At 70.1% G+C, this 26,276-nt stretch carries 22 protein-coding genes; 8 read left to right on the top strand and 14 right to left on the bottom strand.

What is annotated here, in order from left to right:
- Positions 1 to 84: 84 nt before the first annotated feature.
- Genes ACTJKJ_RS00285 through ACTJKJ_RS00275 form a run of 3 tightly spaced genes read right to left on the bottom strand, consistent with a single transcriptional unit; the run spans position 85 to position 3,583 of the window.
- Positions 85 to 1,359 carry a hypothetical protein gene (locus ACTJKJ_RS00285; protein ID WP_440819271.1) on the bottom strand — a complete coding sequence of 425 codons (1,275 nt, stop codon included), beginning with the start codon at positions 1,357 to 1,359 and terminating at the stop codon, positions 85 to 87.
- Positions 1,359 to 2,972 carry a TonB-dependent receptor domain-containing protein gene (locus ACTJKJ_RS00280; protein WP_440819270.1) on the bottom strand — a complete coding sequence of 538 codons (1,614 nt, stop codon included), beginning with the start codon at positions 2,970 to 2,972 and terminating at the stop codon, positions 1,359 to 1,361. The genes ACTJKJ_RS00285 and ACTJKJ_RS00280 overlap by 1 nt, the downstream gene beginning before the upstream one ends.
- The gene (locus ACTJKJ_RS00275) at positions 2,867 to 3,583 is read right to left on the bottom strand and encodes a TonB-dependent receptor plug domain-containing protein (RefSeq protein ID WP_440819269.1); all 717 of its coding nucleotides are present in this window, start codon (positions 3,581 to 3,583) and stop codon (positions 2,867 to 2,869) included. Before ACTJKJ_RS00275 ends, ACTJKJ_RS00280 begins: the two co-directional genes overlap by 106 nt.
- A 209-nt stretch (positions 3,584 to 3,792) precedes the next feature.
- Here ACTJKJ_RS00275 and ACTJKJ_RS00270 point away from each other — a divergent pair, with 209 nt between their 5' ends.
- Both ACTJKJ_RS00270 and ACTJKJ_RS00265 read left to right on the top strand, forming a co-directional pair.
- Positions 3,793 to 4,692: a 5'-nucleotidase gene (locus ACTJKJ_RS00270; protein ID WP_343605587.1), complete on the top strand. Its 900-nt coding sequence runs from the start codon at positions 3,793 to 3,795 to the stop codon at positions 4,690 to 4,692.
- 107 nt (positions 4,693 to 4,799) lie between these two features.
- Positions 4,800 to 8,270, top strand: coding sequence for a S41 family peptidase (locus tag ACTJKJ_RS00265; protein WP_440819268.1), 3,471 nt, complete (start codon positions 4,800 to 4,802; stop codon positions 8,268 to 8,270).
- Between the two features lie 182 nt (positions 8,271 to 8,452).
- On the opposite strand, the gene tyrS is transcribed toward ACTJKJ_RS00265, so the two are convergent.
- Complete coding sequence (tyrS, locus tag ACTJKJ_RS00260) at positions 8,453 to 9,631, bottom strand: tyrosine--tRNA ligase (RefSeq protein WP_440819552.1); 1,179 nt, start codon at positions 9,629 to 9,631, stop codon at positions 8,453 to 8,455.
- A 379-nt stretch (positions 9,632 to 10,010) separates the two neighbouring features.
- On the opposite strand from tyrS, the gene ACTJKJ_RS00255 reads away from it, so the two are divergent.
- Together ACTJKJ_RS00255 and ACTJKJ_RS00250 are read left to right on the top strand one after the other, a co-directional pair.
- The gene (locus tag ACTJKJ_RS00255; RefSeq protein ID WP_183492908.1) at positions 10,011 to 11,396 is read left to right on the top strand and encodes a M23 family metallopeptidase; all 1,386 of its coding nucleotides are present in this window, start codon (positions 10,011 to 10,013) and stop codon (positions 11,394 to 11,396) included.
- A 34-nt stretch (positions 11,397 to 11,430) separates the two neighbouring features.
- Positions 11,431 to 12,561, top strand: coding sequence for an anhydro-N-acetylmuramic acid kinase (locus tag ACTJKJ_RS00250; protein ID WP_440819267.1), 1,131 nt, complete (start codon positions 11,431 to 11,433; stop codon positions 12,559 to 12,561).
- 82 nt (positions 12,562 to 12,643) lie between these two features.
- Here ACTJKJ_RS00250 and erpA read toward each other — a convergent pair whose 3' ends face one another.
- From erpA to rplM, 3 genes are all read right to left on the bottom strand, one after another.
- Positions 12,644 to 13,018, bottom strand: coding sequence for an iron-sulfur cluster insertion protein ErpA (erpA, locus tag ACTJKJ_RS00245; protein ID WP_279756836.1), 375 nt, complete (start codon positions 13,016 to 13,018; stop codon positions 12,644 to 12,646).
- A 202-nt stretch (positions 13,019 to 13,220) separates the two neighbouring features.
- The gene (rpsI, locus tag ACTJKJ_RS00240) at positions 13,221 to 13,613 is read right to left on the bottom strand and encodes a 30S ribosomal protein S9 (RefSeq protein WP_091727356.1); all 393 of its coding nucleotides are present in this window, start codon (positions 13,611 to 13,613) and stop codon (positions 13,221 to 13,223) included.
- A gap of 9 nt (positions 13,614 to 13,622) precedes the next feature.
- Entirely contained in the window at positions 13,623 to 14,051 is a 429-nt protein-coding gene (gene rplM, locus ACTJKJ_RS00235) for a 50S ribosomal protein L13 (protein WP_067065533.1), read from the bottom strand.
- Between the two features lie 291 nt (positions 14,052 to 14,342).
- Here rplM and ACTJKJ_RS00230 point away from each other — a divergent pair, with 291 nt between their 5' ends.
- The 3 genes from ACTJKJ_RS00230 to ACTJKJ_RS00220 all read left to right on the top strand — a co-directional run bounded on the left by ACTJKJ_RS00230 (position 14,343) and on the right by ACTJKJ_RS00220 (position 17,295).
- Entirely contained in the window at positions 14,343 to 15,107 is a 765-nt protein-coding gene (locus ACTJKJ_RS00230; protein WP_297384280.1) for a GNAT family N-acetyltransferase, read from the top strand.
- A gap of 188 nt (positions 15,108 to 15,295) precedes the next feature.
- Positions 15,296 to 16,222: a DUF2726 domain-containing protein gene (locus ACTJKJ_RS00225; RefSeq protein ID WP_440819266.1), complete on the top strand. Its 927-nt coding sequence runs from the start codon at positions 15,296 to 15,298 to the stop codon at positions 16,220 to 16,222.
- A 74-nt stretch (positions 16,223 to 16,296) separates the two neighbouring features.
- Positions 16,297 to 17,295 (top strand): serine/threonine protein kinase, encoded by a 999-nt coding sequence (locus ACTJKJ_RS00220; protein WP_440819265.1) that lies wholly within the window; start codon positions 16,297 to 16,299, stop codon positions 17,293 to 17,295.
- A 16-nt stretch (positions 17,296 to 17,311) separates the two neighbouring features.
- On the opposite strand, the gene htpG is transcribed toward ACTJKJ_RS00220, so the two are convergent.
- Positions 17,312 to 19,204, bottom strand: a complete 1,893-nt coding sequence (gene htpG, locus ACTJKJ_RS00215; RefSeq protein ID WP_440819264.1) for a molecular chaperone HtpG — start codon at positions 19,202 to 19,204, stop codon at positions 17,312 to 17,314.
- 128 nt (positions 19,205 to 19,332) lie between these two features.
- Between htpG and ACTJKJ_RS00210 the strand changes: the two genes are divergently transcribed.
- Positions 19,333 to 19,950: a trimeric intracellular cation channel family protein gene (locus tag ACTJKJ_RS00210; RefSeq protein WP_297384287.1), complete on the top strand. Its 618-nt coding sequence runs from the start codon at positions 19,333 to 19,335 to the stop codon at positions 19,948 to 19,950.
- Here the strand turns inward: ACTJKJ_RS00210 and ylqF are convergent.
- From ylqF to ACTJKJ_RS00180, 6 genes are all read right to left on the bottom strand, one after another.
- The gene (gene ylqF / locus ACTJKJ_RS00205) at positions 19,944 to 21,023 is read right to left on the bottom strand and encodes a ribosome biogenesis GTPase YlqF (RefSeq protein ID WP_440819263.1); all 1,080 of its coding nucleotides are present in this window, start codon (positions 21,021 to 21,023) and stop codon (positions 19,944 to 19,946) included. The genes ACTJKJ_RS00210 and ylqF overlap by 7 nt on opposite strands.
- 146 nt (positions 21,024 to 21,169) lie before the next feature.
- Positions 21,170 to 21,577 carry a copper-binding protein gene (locus ACTJKJ_RS00200; RefSeq protein WP_297384291.1) on the bottom strand — a complete coding sequence of 136 codons (408 nt, stop codon included), beginning with the start codon at positions 21,575 to 21,577 and terminating at the stop codon, positions 21,170 to 21,172.
- 90 nt (positions 21,578 to 21,667) lie between these two features.
- Positions 21,668 to 23,089 (bottom strand): multicopper oxidase family protein, encoded by a 1,422-nt coding sequence (locus ACTJKJ_RS00195; RefSeq protein WP_297384293.1) that lies wholly within the window; start codon positions 23,087 to 23,089, stop codon positions 21,668 to 21,670.
- A 25-nt stretch (positions 23,090 to 23,114) separates the two neighbouring features.
- Positions 23,115 to 24,545 (bottom strand): TolC family protein, encoded by a 1,431-nt coding sequence (locus ACTJKJ_RS00190; RefSeq protein WP_297384295.1) that lies wholly within the window; start codon positions 24,543 to 24,545, stop codon positions 23,115 to 23,117.
- 731 nt (positions 24,546 to 25,276) lie between these two features.
- On the bottom strand, positions 25,277 to 25,801 hold the full coding sequence (locus ACTJKJ_RS00185) for a hypothetical protein (RefSeq protein WP_440819262.1): 525 nt from the start codon (positions 25,799 to 25,801) through the stop codon (positions 25,277 to 25,279).
- Between the two features lie 78 nt (positions 25,802 to 25,879).
- Positions 25,880 to 26,218, bottom strand: coding sequence for an energy transducer TonB (locus tag ACTJKJ_RS00180; RefSeq protein ID WP_091727391.1), 339 nt, complete (start codon positions 26,216 to 26,218; stop codon positions 25,880 to 25,882).
- Between the last annotated feature and the right edge of the window lie 58 nt (positions 26,219 to 26,276).

Raw genomic sequence — 26,276 nt, 5'->3', positions numbered from 1 at the left:
GCTGCTTCGGCTGCTTCGGCTGCTTCGGCTGCTTCGGCTGCTTTGCAGCTTTGCTGCGTTGGCCGCGTCGGCTGCTTCCGCCCGCTAACGGACGAACGGCCGGACCGGCTCGGCCGCTGGGACCACCGCCGTGTCGATCACCTGATCGACGAGATCGGCGAATCGACCCAGCGGGCACGCCGAGGCGCCGCCACACCCGGGTACCGACACAGGCTTCACGGCCATGTCGCCCGGCGCATCGAAGCGACCGCGGCGCAGCGCGCTCAAGGTCGGCATCGCGATGCCCAGCCGCACCTCGGCACTGGCCGCCCCGGCGACGAGATCGAAGACCAGCGCGCCGCCTGGCGGATAGTCATCCGGCCGTGCCGGGTCATGCCAGTCCAGGCCCAGCAGTCCGGCCACCGCCGCCAGGTTGGTGTCGTGCCCGACCAGGAACACCGTGCCGGCACCCGCCCCCTGCGCATCGCCCGCGAACGGCCGCGCGTTGCCCGCGCGCAGCGCCGCGGAGATCCGCGCCAGCAGATCGGAGGCGCGCCGCCGCGCCGCGACCGGATCATCCTTCCACTGCTGCACGAACGCCGCGTTGTGCAGTTCAACGATCCGACCGATGCCGGACTCGTCCAGGCGTCCCCAGGCTGGCGCCGGCAGGCCCTCGACGTACTCCAGCATCAGGTTCTCCGCCAGCGTCCCCATCGGCTTGCGCGGATCCGCCTGGTCGACCAGCAGCTGGTGCCCCGACGCGCGGGCCGCTTGCCGATCCGCTTCGCGAGCACCGCCGATGAGCACGGCCTGGAGCTCGTCCAACCCGTCCTTGGGAATGCGGTCCCGGCGCTTGACCGCGTCGGGGGAGGCCTCCTCGTCCGACCCGACGCTGCCCTGGAAGAGCGGATCGTGCTGCCCCGCCGGCAGACCGAAGTGGCCGACCTCCGGGCAACCGGGCAGCAGGCCCTCCATCAGCGCCCTCGCGCTCGCGTGGTTCCTGGGCGTGCTGTCCGAGATCACGAGCAGCGGCGCCCCGGCACCGGCCGATGCCGGACATCTCGCCGCGGGCCGATCGAGGCCGAGCTCGGTTCGCCACCAGCCGCCCAAGGCCTTCATCGCCGCGATGCCATGCGGCGTCAACTGTCCCGGCGCGACCGGCCAGCGCGCCCAGGGCTCGGTGGCGAAGGGCGCGAGCGCCTCGGGCGACTTCGTCGGCGAGCGCACGCCGTGCCGCATCAGCACGATGCGCAGCACCGGCGTCTGCGCGGGTCGCGAGACCGGCGTTCCGGCGTCCTGCGCCTGCGCCCGCGCCGCCGGCATCGTCAGCATCAAGGCCGCCACCGCGGCGGCGACCGCGCTCGCGACGCGCGCGCCCATCAGAACTTCACCGCCATGTCGACGAACGCGCCCCGGCCCGGCAGGCCGAAGTACAGCGGCGCGCCGCTCACCGACTGGTTGCCGGCGAACGCGGTGAGCTTCCTCGCGTTGAACAGGTTGTTGACGTCGAGGCTGACGGAGAAGCCCTTCGTGCCCCAGGGCCCCTGGTCCGCGCGATAGCCGAGCGCGGCGTCCACGCTGCTGTAGCCCCCCAGGTGTTGGCTGTTGGCGAAGACGGTGGTGCCCTTGGCATCGGTCGTGTTGTCGACGCCGTATTGCGCGCCGACCATCTTGGTCATCAGCGAACCGAACAGCCCTTGCTTGTCGCCATAGATCAGGCCGATGGCCGCGGTCGCCCGCGGCGTGCCGGCGACCCGCACCGACCCGCCCTTGTAGGTCGCGTGGTTGAGGCTGGCGTTGGCGTACAGGCTGAGCTGGCGCGTGAAGGCATAGGTGCCCTCGACCTCGATGCCCTTGTAGACCGCGCCGCCCGCGTTGACGTACACGCTCTCGCTGCCCGCGCCGCTGTCGATCGTCGTCTGGCTGATGTAGTTGCCGAAGTCGACGCGATAGACGTCGGCGCCGAAGTTGAACTCGCGCGTCGCATAGGCGGTGCCCAGCTGGTAGTTCGTCGTCAGCTCCGGATCCAGCCCGCGCGCCCCGTTGAGCTGGATCACGTTGACCGGCGGCGCGAGGAAGCCCTTGGCGACCTGCGCGTAGGCGGACCAGTCGTGGCTCAACTGGTCGTGCACGCTGATCGAGGGCAACCAGGCGTCGTAGGTCGCGCTGGCCTTGAGCGGCGCCGGCGGCGTCGACTTGTTGAGCTCGGCGTCGATGCCGCGGCGCACGCTCGAATAGCGCAGGCCCGGGCTCACGGTCACGCCCTCGGCCGCCTTCCAGTCGTACTGCACGTAGGGCTGGAAGGTGTCGGTCGTGTCCTTCAGCCGGTAGTTGTCGGCATAGCCGTACTTCGTGCCGGTGGCCGCGCCCGTGGTGAAGTCGACCGGCGTCTGCCAGCGCGCGTCGTCGTTGCGCTCCACCCAGGCGCCGACCTGCAAGCGCCCTGGCCCCGCCTCGCGCGCCAGGCGCAGCACGTCGCCATAGGCATGGAAGCCGTTGTCGGCCCGCTTGCCGGGGACGTCGGTCGCGGCCTTGGTGGTCTTCTTTCCCGCCGCGTCGTAGAACTGCACACCGTTGTGGGACGGATCGGTGTCGGTGGGATCGCTGGTCTTGTCCGACGCGTGGTCGAAGTCGTTGAAGTAGACCTTGTTGTCGACCGTCCAGCCGCCCAGCGTCGAGGTCACGCCGAGGTAGGTGAAGCTGGACCGGTAGCTCGCGCCGTTGTAGCCGGCATAGGTCTGCAGCGACGGGTCGTCGCCCAGGCCGAAGCGCCAGCCGTGCTGCGCGATCTGGTCGAGCGTCGCGCCTTGCACCGTGTTCTGGCGTTCGCGGTTGACGCTGGTGACGAAGGTCAAGGTCGTGTCGTCGCCCAGCGCGCTGACGGTCTTCAGGAACAGGTGCTTGCGGTCATCGCGCGTGTGCGACAGGAAGGTGTCGCTGGACTCCTTGGAGACCTCCGCGAAGACGCCGGTATCGCCGAAGTTGTGGTCCACCGACAGCCCCGCCGCGCGGGTGTTCCGCTGCCCAGGGTGAAGTACGGCGTGATGCCGTCGACGCTGGCCGGATCGCGCGTGCGCAGCGCGATGGTGCCGCCGAAGGTGGCGTTGCCGATCGACGCGCCGCCGCCCGGACCGCGATCGATCTGCGCCTGGCCCAGCACATGGTTGCTGAAGTAGGCCGAGGTGGTGTGATGCAGGTCGCTCGCGTCGCCGAACGGGATGCCGTCGAAGGTGATGTTGAACTGGCCGTCCTGGAAGCCGCGCAGGCTGATGCCTTCGCTCTTGCCCAGGCCCGGGCCTTCCGGCGAGCTCACCGTCATGCTGGGCGCGTACTTGACGATGTCGTCGAAGTTGGCGTTGAAGCGCAGCGCGTCGCGGATGAAGCGCTCATCGATCACCGAGGTCGGCTGGCTGGCATTGAGCGGCGCGGCGCTGGGTGCGAGCGTGTTCACCGAATTGCCGGTGACGCTGACGACGTCCAGCGTCTGCACGCGCTTGTCGTCGTCGGCATGGGCGGACGGCAGGCAACTCAGCACCGCGGCAGCGGCGATCAATCGGCGCGCAGACAGGCGGGCGGACAGGCGGGCGGGGCGGACGAGCGGCATGGAGAGCGTCTGGCGGATGAAAAGCCGGCGATGCTGGGGCGCCCGGATGTCCGGTCGATGACAGTCGGGCGGCTGTCTCGGATCACCAAATCGACAAGAAGTGTCGGGTTCATTGCGCCCTCAATGCCGCGTCAATGCGTGATCACGAAGGCCTCACGCCGCCATGTCCGATCCGGCGGCGGACCCGGGGACCCCTATCATCCCCACCCATGCCCGCCTCCCTCGACGGCCGCCTGGTGGTGGCCCTTTCCTCCCGCGCGCTGTTCGACTTCGAAGAGGAGAACCAGCTCTTCGAGAACAGCGACGACCGCGCCTACATGCGGCTGCAGCAGCAGCGCCTGGACGAGCCGGCCAAGCCCGGCACCGCCTTCTCGCTGGCGCGCAAGCTGCTCGCCTTCAACGCCCTGGGCGAGACGCCCCGCGTCGAGGTCGTTGTCCTGTCCCGCAACGATCCGATCTCCGGCATGCGCGTGTTCCGCTCCGCGCAGCATTACGGACTGACCATCGAGCGCGGCGTCTTCACCCGCGGGCAGAGCCCCTGGCGCTACCTCAAGCCGCTCAAGGCGCAGCTGTTCCTGTCGGCCAACGAGGACGACGTGCGCTCCGCGCTGGCCGCGGGCGTGGCCGCGGCCCGTGTCTTCCCGCAGTCGGCCCGCGCCTCCGCCGCCTATCCCGATGAACTCCGCATCGCCTTCGACGGCGACGCGGTGCTCTTCTCCGACGAGGCCGAGCAGATCTACCAGCGCGACGGCCTGGACGCGTTCCAGGCCCATGAGCGCGAACGCAAGCTCACGCCGCTGCCCGCCGGCCCCTTCAAGCAGGTGCTGCACGAGCTGCAGCGCCTGCAGGCCGCGCCCGCCGCGCCGATGCGCCTGCGCACCGCGCTGGTCACCGCCCGCAGCGCCCCCGCCCATGAGCGCGCCATCCGCACGCTGATGGACTGGGACGTCGAGGTCGACGAGGCGATGTTCCTCGGCGGCCTGGCCAAGGGCGAATTCCTGCGCGAGTTCGAGCCCGACTTCTTCTTCGACGACCAGCATGGCCACGTCCAGAACGCCGTGCCCCACGTGCCGGCCGGGCATGTCGCCATGGGGGTGACGAACCGCTGACGCCCCGCCCGGCGCCAGAATCCGCGCCGCATGACTTCCGGCTGCCGTCCGGCCGGTTCCCTTCTCGTTCCAACGCTCCGTCCCCGGACTCCACAAGGAAGACCTCGATGCGCATCACGCTCCGCCGCCTGGCCATCGCCTCGGCCTGCTCGATGGCCACCCTCGCCATCGCCGCCGAATCCACCGCCACCTCGGCCGCGACCTCGGCTGCCGCCCTCGGCGCCGCCGACGCCGTCGCCCGCGGCGCGGCCGCCCGTGCGGCGCTCGTCGATCCGGCGCTGGGCTTCTACCGCCAGCCTGCACTGCGCGGCGACCGGCTGGTCTTCGTGGCCGAGGGCGACCTGTGGCAGGCCTCCGCCGCCGGCGGCACCGCCCAGCGCCTGACCACCCATGGCGGCGTCGAGACCTATCCCGCCCTGTCCGCCGACGGCCGCTGGATCGCGTTCACCGGCCAGCAGGAAAGCGCAAGCGACGTCTTCGTCATGCCGGCCGCCGGCGGCGTGCCACGCCGCCTGACCTGGGACACCGGCGCGGTCCGCGTCTGGGGCATCACCGCGCAGAACGAGGTGCTCTACACCGGCAACACCGAGCGCGGCGAGCCCGGCACGCAGCTGCACCTGGTCGACATCGCCACCGGCAAGCACCGCGCGCTGCCGGTCGGCCAGGCCAGCGATGGCGCGCTCAGCGCCGACGGCAAGACCCTGTACTTCACCCGCAACGGCCTGCGCGGCGACAACGCCCGCCAGTACCGCGGCGGCGCCCTGGCGCGGCTGTGGGTGATGGACCTCACCGGCAGCGCCGAGGCCCGGCCGCTGGTCCCCGAAGGCGCCAACGACCGCCGGCCCATGCCCTACGTCGACGCCGGCGGCAACGCCCGCATCGCGTTCCTGTCCGACCGCGACGGCACCTTCAACCTCTGGTCGGTCAAGGCCGACGGCACCGACCCGCGCCAGCACACCCGCCTCAAGGGCTGGGACATCCGCCATGCGAGCCTGGACGGCGCACAGGCGGTCTTCGCCGTCGGCGCGGACCTCTACCGCCTCGATCTGAACGGCAGCGCCGCCGAGCAGAAGCTCTCCATCGCCCTGGGCGGCGACTTCGACCAGCAACGCAAGCGCTGGGTCAGCCGCCCGCAGGACTTCCTGACCGCGGTCTCGCTGTCGCCCAATGGCGAGCAGGTCGTGCTGACCGCGCGCGGCCGCCTGGCGACGCAAGGCGTCGGTCCGCTGCGCCGCGCCGAACTGCCGGTGCCCTCGGGCCTCGGCGACGCCGGCCGCTGCCGCGACACCGCCTTCAGCAGCGACAGCCGCGACGTCTTCGCGCTGTGCGACTACAGCGGCGAACTCGAGATCTGGCGCCTGGCCGCCAACGGCGCCGGCCAGCCGCGGCAGGTCACCGAAGGCGCCACCGCGATGCGCCGCAGCCTGTCGCCCTCGCCCGACGGCCGCTGGATCGCCCACACCGACAAGGAAGGCCGCCTCTTCCTCACCGACCTCAAGAACCCCAGCCGCGCCGCCGCGACCCGCGAGGTCGACCACGACACGCTCGGCGACGGCGCGGCCTCGCTGTCCTGGTCCGCCGACGGCAAGGCGCTGGCCTTCGTCCGCGCCACCAGCAATCCCTATCGCGAGCAGCTGATGCTGCTGACCGTCGCCGACGGCAAGGTCCACCAGCTCGGCAGCGACCGCTACGCCGCGACCGCGCCGGCCTTCAGCCCCGATGGCCAGTGGCTCTACTTCCTGTCGCGCCGCAGCTTCGACGTGACCGGCAACCCCGGCCCCTGGGGCGATCGCAACATGGGCCCGTTCTTCGACAAGGGCTGGAAGGTCTATGCGCTGGCGCTGCAGCCGGGCCTGCGCTTCCCGTTCGCGCAGCCGGATGAACTCCAGGGCCTGAAGGCCAAGGAGGAGGCCGAGGTCCGCGAGCAGGAGAAGGACAAGCCCGACAACAAGGAATCGAAGCAGAAGGTCGACCAGGCCAAGGCCGCCGCGGTGAAGGAAGAGAAGCCCGCAGCCAAGGGCAAGCCCGAGATCCATATCCCCGGCCTGTCGCTGCGCCTGTTCGAAGTGCCCATCGCCGCCGGCAACTACAGCGGCCTGGCCGTGGACTCCAAGCGCCTGTACCTGCACGAGGGCACCACGCTGCGCCAGCTGCCGATCGGTCCCGGCGAGACCAAGGTCGAGACCTTCGCCGAACAGGTCGGCGCCTTCGACCTGAGCGCCGACGGCAAGAAGCTGCTGATCCGCCGCCCCGCGGCGCCGGGCGCCGCGCCGGAGATCCTGATCGTCGACGCCGGACCGAAGATCCCCGGCGACCTGGACAAGTCGCGCGTGCGCTGGACCGACTGGCAGATCGCCGTCGATCCCAAGGCCGAATGGCGCCAGATGTTCAACGACGCCTGGCGCATGCAGCGCGACTTCTTCTACGACAAGGACATGCACGGCGTGGACTGGACCGCGATGCGCGCCAAGTACGCGCCGCTGGTGGAACGCGTCACCGAGCGCAGCGAGCTGGCAGAGGTCATGGCGCAGATGGTGGGCGAGCTCAGCCTGCTGCACAGCCAGGTGGCGCCGGGCGAGCTGCGCAAGGGCGCCGAGGAACCTGGTTTCGCCGGCCTGGGCGCGCAACTCGAACGCGACGCCAAGGGCTGGAAGATCGCCCGCATCTTCAGCGGCGATCCGGAACTGCCGGCCGACGCCGGCCCGCTGGCCGCGCCGGGGCTGAACATCCCGGTGGGCAGCGTGATCACGCAGATCAACGGCCGCGACGCGACCCAGGCCCCCGATCCCAGCGAACTGATGCGCGGCCAGGCCGGCAAGCAGGTGCTGCTGCAGGTGCGCGAGCCCTCCGGCAAGGAACGCCCCGTCGTCGTCACGCCGGTCGACCTGCGCCGCGAAGGCCAGCTGCGCGTCAACGACTGGCGCTACGGCCGCGCCCGGATCGTCGACACCGCCAGCAACGGCAAGATCGGCTACCTGCACCTGCGCGCGATGACCCGCGACGACATCGGCGACTTCGCCCGCGAGTTCTACGCGCAGAGCGAGCGCGAGGGGCTCATCATCGACGTCCGCCACAACAACGGCGGCAACATCGACAGCTGGATCCTGCAGACGCTGCTGCGCCGCGCCTGGGCCTTCTGGCAACCGCGCTCACCCTCCGGCAGCAAGCCCTATCCCAATATGCAGCAGGTGTTCCGCGGCAAGGTCGTCGTGCTGGCCAACGAGGAAACCTACTCCGACGGCGAAACCTTCTCCGAAGGCTTCAAGCGCCTGGGCCTGGGACCGGTCATCGGCAAGACGACCTCGGGCGCCGGGGTGTGGCTGTCCGACCAGAACCGGTTGATGGACAACGGGCTGATGCGCGCCGCGGAGAACGGGCAGATCACCGTCGACGGCCAGTTCCTCGTCGAGGGCAAGGGCGTGACGCCCGACATCGAGGTCGACAATCCGCCGCGCGCGACCGCCAATGGGCAAGATGCGCAGCTGGATGCGGCGATCGCCTGGCTCAAGGATGCGATCGCGAAGGATCCCGTCAAGATGCCGAAGCCGGGGCCTTATCTGCGGCCGATCAAGCAGTGAGCGCTGCGGGGCACCGGCGCTGCGCGACTGCCCGGCAGCCAGCGCGGCCCATCACAGGTAGGAGGCCTCGCGTCCGCGAACCTCCCACCCTGTTCCGGGCCCGGGGTCACTCGCTGACTGCAAGCAAAACGGGAGGCCTCGGCCTCCCGTTTTTCATGGCGTGATGCGGGGATCGGGACGGGTCAGGTCAGCGTCACGCGCGCGAACTGGCGCTTGCCGACCTGCAGCACCATCGTGCCGGCCTCGACCTTCAAGGCCTTGTCGCTGATGGTGACGCCATCGATCTTGACGCCGCCCTGCTCGATCTTGCGGTTGCCCTCGCCATTGGACGGCACCAGGTTGGCCGCCTTCAGCAGCGCGGCAATGCCCATCGGCGCGCCGCTCAGCGTCAGCTCGGGGATGTCGTCCGGAATGCCGCCGCGGGCCCGGTTGTTGAAGTCGACTTCCGCGTCCTCCGCGGCCTGCGCGCTATGGAAGCGCGCGGTGATCTCCTTGGCGAGCATCACCTTCGCTTCCTTCGGGTTGCGGCCGCCCTCGATCTCGCGCTTCAGCGCCGCGATCTCCTCGATCGACTTGAAGCTCAGCAGGTCGAACCACTTCCACATCTGCAGGTCGCTGATCGACAGGATCTTGGCGAACATGCTGTTGGCCGGCTCGGTGATGCCCACGTAGTTGTTCTTGGACTTGGACATCTTCTCGACGCCGTCCAGGCCCTCCAGCAGCGGCATGGTCAGGATGCACTGCGGCTCCTGGCCGTACTCGGCCTGCAGGTGCCGGCCCATCAGCAGGTTGAACTTCTGGTCGGTGCCGCCCAGTTCCAGGTCGGCCTTCAGCGCCACCGAGTCGTAACCCTGCATCAGCGGGTAGAGGAATTCATGCACCGAGATCGGCGTGCCGGCCGCGTAGCGCTTGGTGAAGTCGTCGCGCTCCATCATGCGGGCCACCGTGTACTTGGCCGCCAGCTGGATCAGGCCGCGCGCGCCCAGCGGGTCGGACCATTCGCTGTTGTAGCGGATCTCGGTGCGCGCCGGATCCAGCACCAGGCTGGCCTGCTTGTAATAGGTCTCGGCGTTGTGCTTGATCTGCTCCGGCGTCAGCGGCGGGCGCGTGGCGTTGCGGCCCGACGGGTCGCCGATCATCGAGGTGAAGTCGCCGATCAGGAAGATCACCTGGTGCCCCAGGTCCTGCAGCTGGCGCATCTTGTTCAGCACCACGGTGTGGCCGACGTGGATGTCGGGCGCCGTCGGGTCCAGGCCCAGCTTGATCCGCAGCGGCTGGCCGGTGGCCTCGGAACGGGCCAGCTTCTTCAGCCATTCGTCCTGCGGCAGCAGTTCCTCGCAGCCCCGCAGCGATTGCTGCATCGCATGACGGACCCGGTCGGTGATCGGAAATTCAGCGGCCGGCGAGGACTGGGTTCGAATGTCAGACATGGCACTTCGGAGCCCGCACGGGCTTACGTAAAGTCTTGATTTATCGGGTTTTCTAGCACTTGCAACCCGGGCGCGCCGGTATACTGCCGGCTGTTTTTGCGGGGCGCCAAGAGGGCAAATCTCATGCCCGATGGGACGCTGCAACGCAAGACGGCGATTCTAGTGGACGCTCCCCGCAGCATCAGGACGCCCCCGGCGTCCTTCGCTGGCCGGCACGTCGAATCGCCGGCCCGGGCCCTCCGGGCCACGCCCTGCGGCGTGGCGACGGGCGGCACTCCTCAGGCTCCAGAAAGAAGGTCTTCGGCGCGTGATGAATTGGACTGACGAATGGCAGCGCGTGCAGCGCACGCTCGCTCGCGCCGAATCCTTCGCGGCCAAGCACCCGCGCACCCTGACCGGCACCGTCGTCGGCGCCCTGAGCTGCTTCGCGGTGACCGCCTTCGGCGTCGCCCCGATGGCCCCTGACGCCGCGGACCTGCCGCAGCGCATCGTTTCCGAATCCATCCCGCTGCAGTCGCTGGACGAGCAACTGGCCGAACTGGCCGCGTTCGATCCGGGCCTGTCCCGCAGCGACCTCACCCGCGCCGCCGACACCGCCGACTCGCTGCTCAAGCGCATGGGCGCGGCCGACGTCGCCGCCGCCGCCTTCCTGCGCAGCGACGAGACCGCCAAGAAGCTGCTGACCGGTCGCGTCGGCAAGCGCGTGCAGGTCGTCGCGACCGCCAGCGGCGAAGTGCAGTCCCTCGTCGCCCGCTACGCCGCCGAGGCCAGCGAGCAGCAGGACACCCACTTCACCCGCCTGAGCATCACCCGCGAGGGCGACAAGTTCGTCTCGAAGCTGGAGACCGTGCCGTTCGAGACCCAGACCCGCCTGGGCAGCGGCTCGATCCAGTCCTCGCTATTCGCCGCGACCGACGAGGCCAACGTGCCCGACGCGATCGCCACCCAGCTGGCGGACATGTTCTCCGGCGACATCGACTTCCACCGCGAACTGCGCAAGGGCGACCGCTTCTCGCTGGTCTACGAAACCCTGACCGCCGACGGCGAGCCCATCACCTGGGGCAACCGCGCCGGCCGCCTGCTGGCCGCGGAGTTCGTCAACAACGGCAAGAGCTACCAGTCGGTGCTGTTCCGGGATCCGGCCAGCGGCAAAAGCAACTACTACGGCTTCGACGGCGAGAGCAAGCGCCGCTCGTTCCTGGCGAGCCCGATGGAGTTCTCCCGCGTGACCTCCGGTTTCGCGATGCGCTTCCATCCGATCCTGCAGACCTGGCGCCAGCACCAGGGCATCGATTACGGCGCCCCCACCGGCACCCCGGTGCGCAGCGTCGGCGACGGCAATGTTGAGTTCGCCGGCTGGCAGAACGGCTTCGGCAACGTGGTGCAGCTCAAGCACAGCGGCAACCGCATGACGGTCTACGCGCACCTGAGCCGCATCGACGTCAAGAAGGGCCAGAAGGTCGACCAGGGCCAGAAGATCGGCGCCGTCGGCTCGACCGGCTGGGCCACCGGCCCGCACCTGCACTTCGAATTCCGCGTGAACGGCAAGCAGCAGGATCCGCGCGTGATCGCGCGCTCGTCGGAAGCCGTCACGCTGCCCGCGACCGCCAAGGCCGCGTTCAAGGCCCAGGTCGCCAGCGCCAAGATCGCGCTCGACGCGGCCTCGTCCATCCACGAGGGCGTCGTCGGCGAATAAGCCGGCGGTCGCTCGCGACCTCCACGCCGCGGCGATGACGATGACCGGCGCCGAGCTCTACATCGGACTGATGTCCGGCACCTCGATGGACGGCGTGGACGCGGTGCTGGTGAGCGCCGAGGCCGACGGCAGCGTCCAAGCCCTCGCCCATGAATACCAGCCCTTCGGCGCCGAATTGCGTGCCGAACTGCTGGCGCTGAACAGCCCCGGCGACAACGAACTGCAACGCGCCGCCCTCGCCGGCAATGCCGTCGCTCGCGCCTATGCGCAGGTGTGCCGCGCGCTGCTGAATGCGCAGCGTCGGGTCCCGCAGGACATTCGCGCGCTTGGCGCGCATGGCCAGACCGTCCGGCATCGCCCCGGCGAATTCGACGGCACCGGCTTCACCCTGCAGGTGCTGAATGCGTCATTGCTGGCCGAGCTCACCGGCATCGCCGTGGTCCACGACCTGCGCAGCCGGGACCTGGCCGTCGGCGGCCAGGGCGCGCCGCTGGTGCCGGCCTTCCATCGTGCAGCATTGGCCCAGCCGGGTGAGGACGTCGCCGTCCTGAACGTCGGCGGCATCAGCAATGTCAGCCTGCTGTGGGCCGACGGTCGCAGCGGTGGGTTCGATTGCGGCCCTGGCAACTGCCTGATGGACGGCTGGATCCATCGGCATCAAGGCGCGAGTTATGACGCAGGCGGCCAATGGGCGGCCCAGGGACAGGTGCATGCCGGGCTGCTCGCCGCAATGCTCGCCGAGCCCTACTTCCATCAGGCGCCACCGCGCAGCACGGGACGGGACCTCTTCCACTTGGGATGGTTGGATGAGCGCATCACGGCGCATGCGCCGCAGGTCTCCGCGGTGGACGTGCAGGCCACGCTGCTCGAGTTGAGCGCGCGCTGCGTGACCGACAGCCTGGCGGCTCACGCTCCGGGCGCCTGGCGCGAATTGCTGGTCTGCGGCGGTGGCGCGTTCAACGAGGCGCTGCTTGGACGGCTGCGCGCGCTGCTGCCCGGCATGACGGTAGCAACCACCGATCGTCGTGGCCTGCCGCCGATGCAGGTCGAAGGCGCCGCGTTCGCCTGGCTGGCGATGCGCCATGTGCGCGGGCTCCCGGGCAACCTGCCCGCCGCGACCGGTGGCACCGGACTCCGCGTCCTCGGCAGCTACACCCCGGCGTGAGCCAGAAACGACAAGACCGCCCGAAGGCGGTCTTGGTCATGGCGCCCGACACGTGTCGGGGCAGTCGGGTCGTGCCGGCCGATCAGACCGAGAAGCTCGAACCGCAACCGCAGGTCGTCTGCGCGTTCGGGTTCTTGATCACGAACTGGGCGCCTTGCAGATCTTCCTTGTAGTCGATCTCGGCGCCGACCAGGTATTGCAGGCTCATCGCGTCGATCAACAGCGTCACGCCGTTCTTGGCCATCTGCGTGTCGTCGTCGTTCACCGCTTCATCGAAGGTGAAACCGTACTGGAAGCCGGAGCAGCCACCACCCTGCACGAACACGCGCAGCTTGAGCTCAGGATTGCCTTCTTCCAGCACCAGCTCGCGCACCTTCTCGGCCGCGCTGTCGGTGAAGACCAGCGGAGCCGGCATGTCGCCCATGCCGGTGGTTTGGGTTTCGAGGACTGCGCTCATCGTGGATCCTGTTGTGTCGGAGGAATGGCGGGAATTATCTCAAAGCACCCGCTGCATGGGGCAGGCACTTGGGGATAGCCCCTTCGGCGGGAGGTGCAGCCCACCGGATAAAAAACAAGGCCGCTGGAAACAGCGGCCTTGTTCTGGAGCTTGCGTCGCCGATGAAATCCCAACCCGGATTCCACCAGCGAACGGAAGTCGATCAGCGCTTGCTGAACTGCTTCCGGCGACGGGCGCCGTGCAGACCGACCTTCTTACGCTCGACTTCACGCGCGTCACGCGTGACGAAGCCGGCGCGGCTCAGTTCGGGCTTCAGGGCCGCGTCGTAGTCGATCAGCGCGCGGGTGATGCCCAGACGGACAGCACCGGCCTGGCCGGACTCGCCGCCACCGTGCACGTTGATCTTGATGTCGAAGGCCTCGCCATTGTTCGTCAGCAGCAGGGGCTGGCGCGAAATCATGATCGAGGTCTGACGGCCGAAGTACTGCTCGATCGAGCGGCCGTTCACCGTGATTTGGCCGGTGCCCTTCTTGATGAAGACACGCGCCACCGACGACTTGCGACGGCCGGTACCGTAGTTCCAGTTTCCGATCATCACGGCTCCTTAGATTTCCAGCGCCTTGGGCTGCTGGGCGGTGTGCGGATGCGTGTCGCCCGCGTACACCTTCAGCTTCTTGATCATCGCGTAGCCCAGCGGACCCTTGGGCAGCATGCCCTTGACGGCCTTCTCCAGGGCGCGGCCCGGATGCTTGGCTTGCATGTCCTTGAACTTGGTGGCGTAGATGCCGCCCGGGAAGCCCGAGTGACGGTAGTACACCTTGTCCGTGGCCTTGTTGCCGGTGACACGCAGCTTCTCGGCGTTGATGATGACGATGAAGTCACCGGTGTCGACGTGAGGCGTGTAGATGGCCTTGTGCTTGCCGCGCAAACGGAGTGCCACTTCGCTGGCAACACGTCCGAGCACCTTGTCGGTGGCGTCAATCACAAACCACTCGTGCGTCACTTCGGCCGGCTTGGCGCTGAAGGTCTTCATGAGATTCTTTCAAAAGGCGAAACTTCGGGCGATCTGCCCCCGTACGTTCGGTGCACGCTTGTCGGCGACGTGAATCGCGCGGCCTCTCACGGACGTTCCCCCGCTGCCTTGGAAACGGGAAAGCCGGCGAGTCTAGCAGAACACGCTCGAAAGGCCAAATCCACGCGCCCCGCCGGTCCGGCGCAAGCGCCGCGACGGCGCCCCGCCATGCCGGTTCCGACACGCATTCGGAAGGGAACGACCCGCCGCCCGCTTTCCCCGCTAGCATCCGACCCCATCCGCCACCGCGCCATGACCACCCCGCCCGATCCCCGGCCCACCCCGACGCCCGGCCCCGTGCCGGACGAGGCACCGCGCTCGCGCTGGCACCCCCGCGCGATGCTGGCGCGCTGGACCAGCTGGGTGCCGATCCGCTCGCTGGGGCGGCGCCACCGCAAGCGCATCCTGCAGCACCTGCTGTCCCTGGGGGAACGCGACCGCTACCTGCGCTTCGGCTACCCGGCGCGGGACGAGCAGATCCAGAAGTACGTGGCCGGGCTGGATTTCGTCCGGGACGAGGTCCTGGGCATCTTCAACCGCCGGCTGCAGCTGATCGCGGTCGCGCACCTGGCCTACGCCCCGGCGCCGCAGATCAAGGGCCGGCCGGCGATGGCCGAGTTCGGCGTCTCGGTCGCCACCACGGCGCGCGGCAAGGGTTTCGGCGGCCGGCTGTTCGAGCGCGCCGCGCTGCACGCCCGCAACCGCGGCATCGACACGCTGTTCATCCACGCCCTCAGCGAAAACGCCCCGATGCTGAAGATCGCCCGCAACGCCGGCGCGACCGTCGAGCGCGACGGCGGCGAATCCGAAGCCTGGCTGCGGCTGCCCCCGGACTCGGTGTCCTCGCACGTGGACGAGGCCCTGGAGCGCCACATGGCCGAATGGGACTTCCAGTTCAAGCGCCACATGCGCACCGTCGGCGATTTCCTGGATGGCGTGGCCGAGGTGAAATCCCGCATCCGCAAGGTCCGGGACCGGTCGGACGACCGCCCCGGCGGCCCCGGATCGAAACGCTGATCGCACGGACGGCGGCGGCATTCCACGGCGGCCCACCCGATTCCAGGGGGGAATCCGGATGCATTTTGTAACGCCTTTCCGCTACATTCGCCCGATTCGCCGGTCCGTTGCGCGCTGTCCTTGCCACCTCCGAGCGACCCTCGGCGCCTCGTCGCGCCATCCGTCCGGTCCGTCCAGTTCGTTGGGATATGCAGAACCTGCTTCCGTGGATCATCGCGGGACTGTCGGCGCTGGCGGTCCTGGGACTGCTCGCCGCGCTGCTGCTGCGGCGCCCCCGGCGCGAGCGCAAGCCGCTGCCCACCGAGTGGTCACTGAGCCCGCGCCCGGTCTTCAGCGCGGATGAACGCCGCGTCTTCCGCCTGCTGCGCGAGGCGCTTCCCCACCACGTCGTGATGTGCAAGCTGCCGGTGGTGCGCTTCTGCCAGCCGACCGAGGCCCGCGACGTCCGCTACTGGTATGAGCTGCTGGGCGGCATCAGCGTGAACTTCGCCATCTGCAGCCCCAACGGCCGCGTGCTGGCCGCCATCGACCTGGAAACCGACCGCCCCGGCTCGTCCCGCAGCCTGCAGATCAAGCAGGCCGTGCTGGCCGCGTGCCGGATCCGCTACCTCCGCACCTCGGTCGACCAGCTCCCCAGCGCGACCGAGCTGCAGCTGCTCGTGCCCTACAGCAACCAGGGCAGCCGCGCCAGCATGGCGCCGATGCCGCGCGCCAGCGCGCATGCGCCGGTCGCGAGCGCCGCCGGGGCGCGGCGCGCGGCACCGGTGGCCGCGGCCGCGCGCAACACGCTGTGGAACGACTCGCCCGTCTTCAGCGATTCCTTCTTCGCGCCCGACAGCCGCTATGACGCCTTCGGCGGCGGCGAGTCGATGCACGCGCCGCTGCCGCCGATGGCCGCCCCGATGTCCGCCGCCATGGCCCCGCTGCCGCCCGCCGAACCCCGCGCCCGCGGCTACCGGCCGCGCGCCGGCGCGCACGAGGCCAGCGGCTTCCGCGACTCCCAGCTCGGCCGGGAGTCCCAGTTCGGCCACGACTTCCCGCCCCTGCCCGGCGAATCGCCGGACGCCGACATCGGCGGCGTGGTCGTCGATTCGCCGCGCTACGGGCGGCGCTAAGCTACGCGCCTGCTCCGCTTCCTCGAGGACACACGACGGCGCTCCTGCGCCGTTTTCGTTGCCTCCGCGACTCCATGACTGACACGACGGCCGGGTTCGGCCTCCTGACGCCCGAGCTGATGCTCGATGCCCTCGAGCACGCGGGCCTGCGCCCCGACGGCCGCCTGCTGCAGCTGAACTCCTACGAGAACCGCGTGCTGCTGGCGCACCTGGAGGACGGCGCGGCGGTGGTCGCGAAGTTCTACCGGCCCGGCCGCTGGACCGATGCGCAGATCCTGGAGGAACACGCCTTCGCGCAGGCGCTGGCCGCGGCCGAGGTCCCGGTGGTCGCGCCGCTGACGCTGACCATCGACGGCGCCACCGGCACCCTGGGCCATTTCCAGGGCCAGCGCTTCGCGGTCACGCCGCGCCAGGGCGGCCGTGCGCCGGAGCTCGAGGACCCGGAGGTGCTGCGCTGGATCGGCCGTTTCCTCGCGCGCATGCACGACGTCGGCCAGGCCCAGCCCTTCCAGGCGCGGCTCGCCTGGAACAGCGCCGCGCCGGCGCGCGATGCCCGCGACTGGCTGCGCGCCCAGGACACCCTGCCGCCGGAGCTCTCGGCCCACTGGCACGATGCCGCGGCGCGCTGCATCGACGCGATCGACGCCGCCTTCGACAGCTTGCCGGACCGGCGCTCGCTGCGGCTGCACGGCGATTGCCATCCCGGCAACATCCTGTGGACGCCGGACCGCGGCCCGCACTTCGTCGACCTCGACGACGCCGCCCAGGGGCCGGCGGTGCAGGACCTGTGGATGCTGCTATCCGGCGATCCGGAAGCGGCGCGGATCCAGCGCGACGCGCTGCTGGACGGCTACGAGAGCGTGCGCGAATTCGACTGGCGCGAACTGCGCCTGGTCGAGGCGCTGCGCACGCAGCGCATGATCCACCACAGCGCCTGGCTCGCGCGGCGCTGGGACGACCCGGCCTTCCCGCTGGCTTTCCCGTGGTTCGGGACGCCCAACTACTGGAGCGACCAGGTCGTCAAGCTGCGCGAGCAGCTCGAGGCCATGCAGGTGGCCGCCGAGCGCTTCTGACCGCTTCTGACGCCGCTCAGCCCAGCAGCAGCGCGTTGACGCGGCGCACGTAGGCGGCCGGGTCCTCCAGCACGCCACCCTCGGCCAGCAGCGCCTGGTCGAACAGCACCTGCGCCAGGTCGCCGAAGCGCGGCTCGTCGCCCTCGATCGCGCCGAGCTTCTTCACCAGCGCGTGGTCGGGGTTGATCTCCAGCGTCGGCAGCGCGGTCGGCGCGGTCTGGCCGGCCTGCTTGAGCATGCGGGCCAGATGGCCGCTGATGTCGCCCTCCTCGACCACCACGCAGGCCGGCGAGTCCACCAGGCGGGTGGTCACGCGCACGTCCTTGGCGCGGCCCTCGAGCGCGGTCTTCAGGCGGTCCAGCACCGGCTTGAACTGCTCGGCGGCTTCCTCGGCCTTCTTTTTCTCTTCCTCGTCCTGGAGCTGGCCGAGGTCGACCGCGCCCTTGGCGACCGACTGCAGCGACTTGCCCTCGAACTCGTAGAGGTGGGACAGCATCCACTCGTCGACGCGCTCGGTCAGCAGCAGCACCTCGATGCCCTTCTTGCGGAAGATCTCCAGCTGCGGGCTGTTCTTCGCGGCGGCCAGGCTGTCGGCGGTGATGTAGTAGATGGCCTCCTGGCCCTCCTTCATGCGCGACACATAGTCGGCGAAGGAGACGTTCTGGTCCGCATGCGTCGAGGCGAAGCGCAGCAGCTTGACCAGGCGCTCCTGGTTGGCATGGTCCTCGCCGACGCCCTCCTTCAGCACCTGGCCGAAGTCGGTCCAGAAGCGGGCGTACTTGTCGCGCTCGGCGGCGTCCTCGCTGTTGGCCAGCGACTCCAGCATCGACAGCACGCGCTTGGTCGAGCCCTCGCGGATCGCCTTCACGTCGCGGCTTTCCTGCAGCAGCTCGCGGCTGACGTTCAGCGGCAGGTCGGCCGAGTCGATCACGCCCTTGACGAAGCGCAGGTAGACCGGCATCAGCGCCTCGGCGTCGTCCATGATGAAGACGCGCTTGACGTACAGCTTCACGCCGCCGCGCTTGTCGCGGTTCCACAGGTCGAAGGGGGCCTTGGCCGGGATGTAGAGCAGCTGCGTGTATTCGCTGCGGCCCTCGACGCGGTTGTGGGTGAAGGCCAGCGGCGGCTCGGTGTCGTAGCTGATCTGCTGGTAGAACGCGTCGTACTCGGCTTGCGTGACGTCGCTCTTGGAACGGGTCCACAGCGCGGAGGCCTTGTTCACCGGCTCCCACTCGTCCTTGAGGACCTGCTCGGCCTTGTCGGCGTCCCACTCCTCCTTGCGCATCAGGATGGGCAGCGAGATATGGTCCGAATACTTCGCGATCGTCGACTTCAGGCGCCAGGTCTTGAGAAACTCTTCCTCGCCCTCGCGCAAATGGAGGATCACATCGGTGCCGCGGCCCGGCTTGACGATGGTCTCGACCTCGAAGTCACCGGTGCCTTCGGAGCTCCAACGCACGCCCTGGTCGGCCGGCAGGCCGGCACGGCGGGACTCGACGGTGATGCGGTCGGCGACGATGAAGCCGGAGTAGAACCCCACGCCAAACTGGCCGATCAGGTGCGCATCCTTCTTCTGGTCGCCCTCGAGCTTGGCCATGAACTCGCGGGTGCCGCTCTTGGCGATGGTGCCCAGGTGCGCGATGGCTTCTTCCGCGGACAGGCCGATGCCGTTGTCGCTGATGGTGACGGTGCGGGCCTCGGCGTCGAAGGAGACGCGGACCTCGAGATTGGGCTGGTCTTCCAGGAACTGGGGATGATCCAGGGCCTCGAAGCGCAGCTTGTCGCAGGCGTCGGAAGCGTTGCTGACCAGCTCGCGCAGGAAAATTTCCTTGTTCGAGTAGAGCGAGTGCGTCACCAGATGCAGGATCTGCTTGACCTCGGCCTGGAAGGAATGAGTTTGCTTGTCCATCGTTCGAAAGAAGGGTGGATGAGAGAAACGGGTGGGAGCGCCACCCCGATTGGGGGCGGATTATCGCGGCGGGGCACATGGGCGCGGCGGCGCCGATTTCAAGGGGCCGCCTCTACACTCCCGGCCCTATGCCGATGATCTACTGGTTCGATTTGCTGGGCGTGGCGGTGTTTGCCGTGAGCGGGGCGCTGGCCGCGATGCAGGCCGGGCTGGACCTGTTCGGGCTGCTGGTCATCGCGGCGATGACGGCGGTGGGGGGCGGCACGCTGCGCGACCTGCTGCTGAACCGGCATCCGGTGTTCTGGATGAAGGACACCCGCTACCTGCTGGTGATCGTGGCCAGCGCGCTGGCGGCGCTGGTGGTCGGCCCCTTCCCGGGGCATGCGATCGCGGTGCTCAAGATCGCGGACGCCTTGGGCCTGGCGCTGTTCGCGCTCTGCGGCACGGAGATCGCCGAGGAACACGGCGTGAGGCCGATGCCCGCGCTGCTGATGGGCACGCTGACCGCCTGCGGCGGCGGCGTGCTGCGCGACCTGCTGAGCGGGCAGGCGCCGCTGCTGCTGCGCAAGGACATCTATGCGACGGCGGCGATCGGCGGCATCGCGCTGTACTTCGCGCTCAAGGCGATGGGCATGCCGATGCGCTGGGCCTTCGTGCTGGGGATGGTCGGGGTGGCCGCGCTGCGCCTGGCGGCGCTGTACTTCGGTTGGCAGTTGCCGGCGCTGCAGATGCTGCAGCTTCACTGACGGCGGTCGCCGCCGTCGCCGCCGTCGCCGCCCTCGCCTTCGTCTTCCGACAGCCCTTCGCCGTCGTCTTCGTCGAGGTCTTCGTCCGGGTCCTCGTCCTCGTCCTCGTCCTCGTCGTCGTCCTCGTCGCCGGACGCGTCCGCGTCACGCGTGCCGCGCTTGGCCAGCGCGGCGCGGGCTTCCTTCTCCGCCAGCTTGGCCGCTTCGGCGGCCTCGGCCGCGGCGGTCCATTCGGCGAATTCCGCCGGCGTCTCCAGCGTGATCCGACCAAGCTGCCCCTGGCGCAGGTCGTACAGCAGGATCTCGGCCGCCTTCTGCGTGTTGATGCGGCCACCGGAGAGCACCGCGCCGCGCCGCTTGCCGATCAAGGCCAGCACCTCGCCGTCCAGCAGGCTGGCGTCCGGCTCAAGCTGGTAACGGCGCTTGAGCGACTGCGGATAGTGCCGGCGCAGATAACCCAGCAGGTCCAGCGCGACGACTTCCTCCTCGAAGGCATTGCGGCCGACCGCGCCGCTGGCGGCCAGGTTGATGCCAGCCTCGGGCACGCGGATCTTGGGCCACAGCATGCCCGGGGTGTCAAAGAGGTAGACACCCTTGTCGAGCAGGATCTTCTGCTCGATCTTGGTGATGCCCGGTTCGTCGCCGGTGGCGGCGGCACGCTTGCCCACAATCGTGTTGATCAGCGTCGACTTGCCGACGTTGGGAATGCCGCAGATCAGCACCCGCAGCGGCTTGTCCAGCCCGCCCCGGTGCGGCGCCAGCGCACGGCACTCGGCCGCCATCAGCTTGGCCAGGCCGGGCTGGCCCTGGTGGATCGCCACCGCTTGCGTGTCCGGACGGGAGCGGTAGAAGGCCAGCCACTCGGCCGTGCGGGCCGGATCCGCCAGATCCTGCTTGTTCAGCAGCTTCAGCGCCGGCCGGCCAGCCGTCAGTTGCGCGATCAGCGGATTGGCGCTGCTCGCGGGCACGCGGGCATCGAGCATCTCGATGACCACGTCGATGCCGCTCTTCATGCGCTCGCGGATCGCGCCCCGGGTCTTGTGCATGTGCCCGGGAAACCATTGAATCGCCATGGGGCGGGATTGTCGGTGATCTGGTGGGGGGCGTTCCACATGCCGCGGGCGAGCGCTTGGCCGCCAGGGCGCAGGGCCTTGGCGGCAAGCGCCAAGACCCCGCGCCCTGCCGTCCCCGAACCACCGAGGGGCGCCGAAGTCGTGCCTCAGTTCGGGGCCGGCGCCGGGCGAAGCTCGATGATCGTCGGGGCACCGTCGCGCGACTCGATGCGCACCTCGACCTTGTCGCCAGCCTTCATCGCCGTCAGCTGCGCAGCGCTCAGCACACCAGGCGCCAGCTTGAAGGGCATCGTCATGCCCGGCATGTCCAGATGACGGATCTCGCCATGCTTGAGCGTCAACTTCTGCTGCGCCGCGTCGACACGACGGACCTCGGCAGCAATCCAGTCCTGCGACGACGCCGTGGCGTCGGCACTCGCGGCCGGCGCGGCAGCAGGCGCCGGCTGGCCGTGGCCCTCATGGCCCTCGTGCCCCTGATGCTGGGCGCGCGCCGGCGAGGCCGCAGCGATCAAGGTCAGCGCGATGGCGGCAAGGAAGGTGGGGAAACGGTTCATGGTGATCTCCTGATGAGCGTTTGAATCGATGTCAGCGGCGCGCGGATCGCAGGTCGCGGATCGCGCGTCGATGTTGTGATGGGCGATGGATCAATGGCCCTGATGGCCGCGGCCATCGGGCTTGCGCACGCGCAGCGGTTCGGGCGCAGGCGCCGACGAGGGCGCAGCGGTCCTCGGCGCGGGAGCTGACGGCGCCCCGGGTGGCGCATCGACCGCGCGCGCGACCGTGCCGCGCGGCGCGGCGTACCAGCCCGGATCGCGGTAGTCGCCGGGCTTCTGGTCCTTGCGGACCTTGAGCACGCTGAACATGCCGCCCATCTCGAGCGCGCCATGCGGCCCCCGCCCGGCCATCATCGGGACGGTGTTCTCCGGCAGCGGCATCTCCATGTCGGCCATGTCGGCCATGCCGCGCTCGCCCATCGCCATGTAGTCGGGGATGACCTTGTTGATGCGCGCGGCCAGCCCGCGGTGGTCGACGCCGATCAGCGTGTCGACCTCATGGCCCATGGCGTTCATCGTGTGGTGGCTCTTGTGGCAGTGGATGGCCCAGTCGCCGGGCTCGTCGGCGATGAATTCGATCTGCCGCATCTGGCCCACCGCGACGTCGGTGGTGACCTCGGGCCAGCGCGCGGACCTGGGCACCGGACCGCCATCGGTGCCGGTGACCTCGAACTCGTGCCCGTGCAGGTGGATGGGGTGGTTGGTCATCGTGAGATTGCCGACCCGCACGCGCACGCGGTCGCCCTGGCGCACGTTGAGCGTGTCGATGCCCGGGAAGACGCGGCTGTTCCAGGTCCAGAGGTTGAAGTCGGTCATCGTCATCGTGCGCGGCGTGTAGCTGCCGGGATCGATGTCATAGCTCGAGAGCAGGAAGCAGAAGTCGCGCTGCACCTCGGCGATCTGCGGGTGCCGCGCCTTCGGATGGGTGACCCAGAAGCCCATCATGCCCATCGCCATCTGCGTCATCTCGTCCGCATGCGGGTGGTACATGAAGGTGCCGGGCCGGCGGGCGATGAACTCGTAGACGAAGGTCTCGCCCGGTTTGATCGCCGGCTGCGTGAGCCCGGAGACGCCGTCCATGCCGTTGGGCAGGCGCTGGCCATGCCAGTGGACGCTGGTGTGCTCGGGCAGCTTGTTGGTGACGTAGATGCGCACGCGGTCGCCTTCGACGACCTCGATGGTGGGGCCGGGCGACTGGCCGTTGTAGCCCCACAGGTGCGCGGTGCAGCCCGGCGCGAGTTCGCGCAGGACCGGCTCGGCGACGAGGTGGAATTCCTTGACGCCGTCGCGCATGCGCCAGGGCAGCGTCCAGCCGTTGAGGGTGACGACGGGGTTGTAGGGCCGGCCGTCCGGCGGCGTCAGCGGCGGCGCGGTGTCGGGCGTGTCGCGCTGGGCGGGCTCGGGCAGCGCCGCCATCGCGACGCGCGAGACACCGCTCGCGTTGACCGCGCCGGCCGCGCCGAGCGCCGCACCCGCGGCGGCGCGGGCGAACAGGTTGCGTCGGGAAATCATCGGGATTCCTTTCAGGACCGCGCGCTCAATGCGCGGCGGCGCCGGCGGCTTCGGGCGCCGCGGCGGTCGGAGTCGGGGAAGCGGCCGCGGCGCCGTCGCGCACGGGGCCGAGCAGGCTCTGCGAGAGCATCGATTCGGCGAGCCAGTAGTCGCGTCGCGCGTCGAGCGCGGCGGCGACGGCGCGGGCCTGGGCCCGCGCGTCGGCGAGCAGGTCCATGACGCCGACCAGCATGCCGTTGTAGCGCAGCAGGGTTTCGTCGGAGACCTGCCGGGCCAGCGGCAGCACCTCGTCGTGATGACGCCGGGCGATGCGCCAGGCGGTCTCCGCGCGGGCCCGCGCGACGCGGACTTCGGAGCGCGCGTCGATCGCCACCTGCGCGGTCCGCTCGAGCGACTGCCCGTAGGCCTCGCGGGCACCGGCCACGCGCGCCTGGCCCCAGTCGAAGAGCGGCAGCTCGACGCTGAGCTCGACGCCCCGCTGGGTGGGTTCCTCGTTGCTGCTGTTGCGCTGCAGGCCGAGTTCGAGCACGTTGATCCGGCCGGTCCGGCGCGTCAGGCCCAGCTGCGCGGCGAGCTGCTCCGAGTCGCGCTTCGCGGCCTGGATGTCGAGCCGCTGCGCCACCGCCTGCCGCTCGAGGTCGTCGGCGGCGCGGAAATCGGTCGGCACGTCGGGCAGGCGCTCCGGCAGCGTCAGCGTCGTCACGTCGTCGCCCCACAGGCCGATCGCGCGGATCAGCGCCTCGCGGTCGCCGGTCGCCTGCAGCTCGGCCTGCTCCAGCGCGAGCTGAGCCTCGGCCAGCACCGCGCGCTCGCGGGCGAGCCGCAGTGCGCTGACATTGCCGGCCTGGCGCATCCGCAGCGCCAGTTCCGCGCCGGCGGAGGCGGAGTCCAGCACCGTGCGCGCCTGCCGCAGGCGCTCCTGCGCGGCGACGGCCTGGACCCAGCTGCGACGCGCCTGGGAGGCGACGTCGAGCAGCTGCTGCGCGACGCGCGCCTGCTCGCGGGCCAGGGCCTGGGCGGCGGCGTCCTGGCGGGCACCGCGGCCGAGCAGGCTCAGCAGGTTGAACTCGAGGCCGCGCTCGATCTCGCGCTCGTCGCCGCGCACGAGGCGGCCCAGGCTCAGGACCGGGTTCGGCCAGAGCAGCGTCTGCACGCGCTCGGCGTCCGCCATGCCCAGGCCGTAGAGGCCGGCCTGCAGGCCGCGGTGGTTCAGCAGCGCGAGCTGCACGGCGCCCTGGGCATCGAGCGGCCGCGCCAGCAGGGCGTCGGTGCGCGCGCGCGCGGCGGCGCGCTGGTCGTCGGTGCGCTGCAGCGGCAGGTCGCTGCCCAGCCAGTCGCGGCTCTGCCGCTGGACCGGCTCGGCCGCCTGCTCCGGCGAGAGCGACGCGCAGGCCGAAAGGCCCAGCGCCAGCAGCACGGGCAGGGTCAGGCGCAGGGAAGTCATCGTCGAGGACATCGGGGGCTCCTCAATGGTGGTGATGGCCGCCGGCCGGGGCCGAGGTGGCGCTCGCGGGGACCGGGGCGGCGCTGGCCGCAGACGCGGCGCTCGCCGGGACGGAGGAGGCAGCTGCCGGTCGGGCGGGCGACGCTGGCGGCGGGGCGGGTGCGTTAGCGGCTTGGCTTTCGCGCAGTAGCGCGCGCCAGCCGCCGGCCTCGTGGACACGGCGGTTGGCCTGGCGCCAGTCGCCGACACCGGGGTCGGCGACTGCGGCGCCGGAGGCGGGCACGGGCGGCTTGACGATCGGCGCGGGCGTGGTCGCCCGAGGGTCGGCGGGATCGGGGGGCGCGGCCGCGGCAGACCCGAGGGTCGCGGCCACGGCCAGCAGGCAGAGCAATCGAGAAGACATGGCTTCCTCGCGGAGGATCGGGAGCAGGGAGGACTGCCCAGACCCCTCACCCCTGCCCTCTCCCCGCCAGCGGGGAGAGGGAGTCAGTCAGACCGCGTCTCCAGCACCAGCGGCGCGAGAGTGGATCAGACCCTCTCTCTGGCGCCACATCGGAGCAAGGGAGCGGATCAGACCTCTTCCCTGGCGCCACCAGCGGGGCGAGGGATCGAATCGGACTCCCTCTCCCGCTTGCGGGAGAGGGTGGGGGTGAGGGTCGGTGCAGGCCGCCGGCCGGGCCGTCAGGCGGAACCCGGCACGATGGCGACGCTCACGGCGGCTCGTCCAGGACGAGCGCCGGCGTTCAGGCGAGGAAGGTTTTCGGCGGCCGCTCGAGCGGCTGCGGCGTCTGCTCGGGCGCGTCGATGGCGCGGAGCGTGGGGGTGGCGTCGCGCAGGTCCTGCGCGGCGAGCATCAGCGGCGCGATCGGCATCGCGGCGCCGATGCAGCACTGCAGGCAGATGCCGCAGTGGTGATCGGTGGCGGCATCCCTGCCGTCGTCGTGCGGCGCCGCGGCGTCCGTCGGCGACAGGTCCGTCGAGGCCCCGTCATGACCGCCGTGCGTCATGCCGCCCATGCCGCCCATGCCGATCCCATCGTGGCCCATCGCGCCCATGTGCATGGCGCTCATGTCCATGCCGGCCATCTCATGGCAGTCGGTGGGCATCGTCGCGACGGCGCCGCCGCCGTGCGCGGACATCAGCGCCATGCCGATGCCCATCGTGGCCGCGAGCGCCCCCTGCAGCGGCAGGGTCAGGGCTAGCACGGCCAGCACCAGCCAGCGGCTCCAGAGGAGCCGGCGCGGACCGGTGGCTTGCGGACGGGACATGGGGCCGGAGTGTAGGCGAGGCAAGGCCCGGGCGCTCACCTCGGCCCTGGCCGCCACAGGGCCTCCCGACCTCCCGGCTCAGTCCTCGTTCTTGAAGACCAGCTTGACCTCGTGCGTCTCCTTCTGGCCGCTGGGCTCGAACTTCCAGTCCATCAGCGCGCGGGTGACGGCCTTGTCGAAGACCTTGCGCGGCTCGGCCTCCAGGATCTCGACGCCCGAGACCTTGCCGTCCGGCTCGATGTTCATCTTGGCGCGCACCGAGCCCTGCGAGATCGACTGGCGGGCGGCTTCGGCCGGGAACTCCGGCGGCACCTTCTTGACGATCTTCGGCGTGGCATGGGCGCCGGCGGCCAGGACCAGCGCGGCGGCCAGGCCCAGCAGGCTGCGGGAAACGGTGGGGATCAGGTTCTTGCTCATCTTGGGACCTCGTACGTCTTGGGTGAGGAAAGCGGGATTTCCGGTAGGAACTGGGGCG

Source organism: Roseateles sp. 22389, assembly GCF_052044995.1.
Classification (GTDB): Bacteria; Pseudomonadota; Gammaproteobacteria; order Burkholderiales; family Burkholderiaceae_C; genus Roseateles.
Note: the sequence above shows the minus strand (reverse complement) of the source record. Positions and strands in the feature narration are given on the sequence as shown.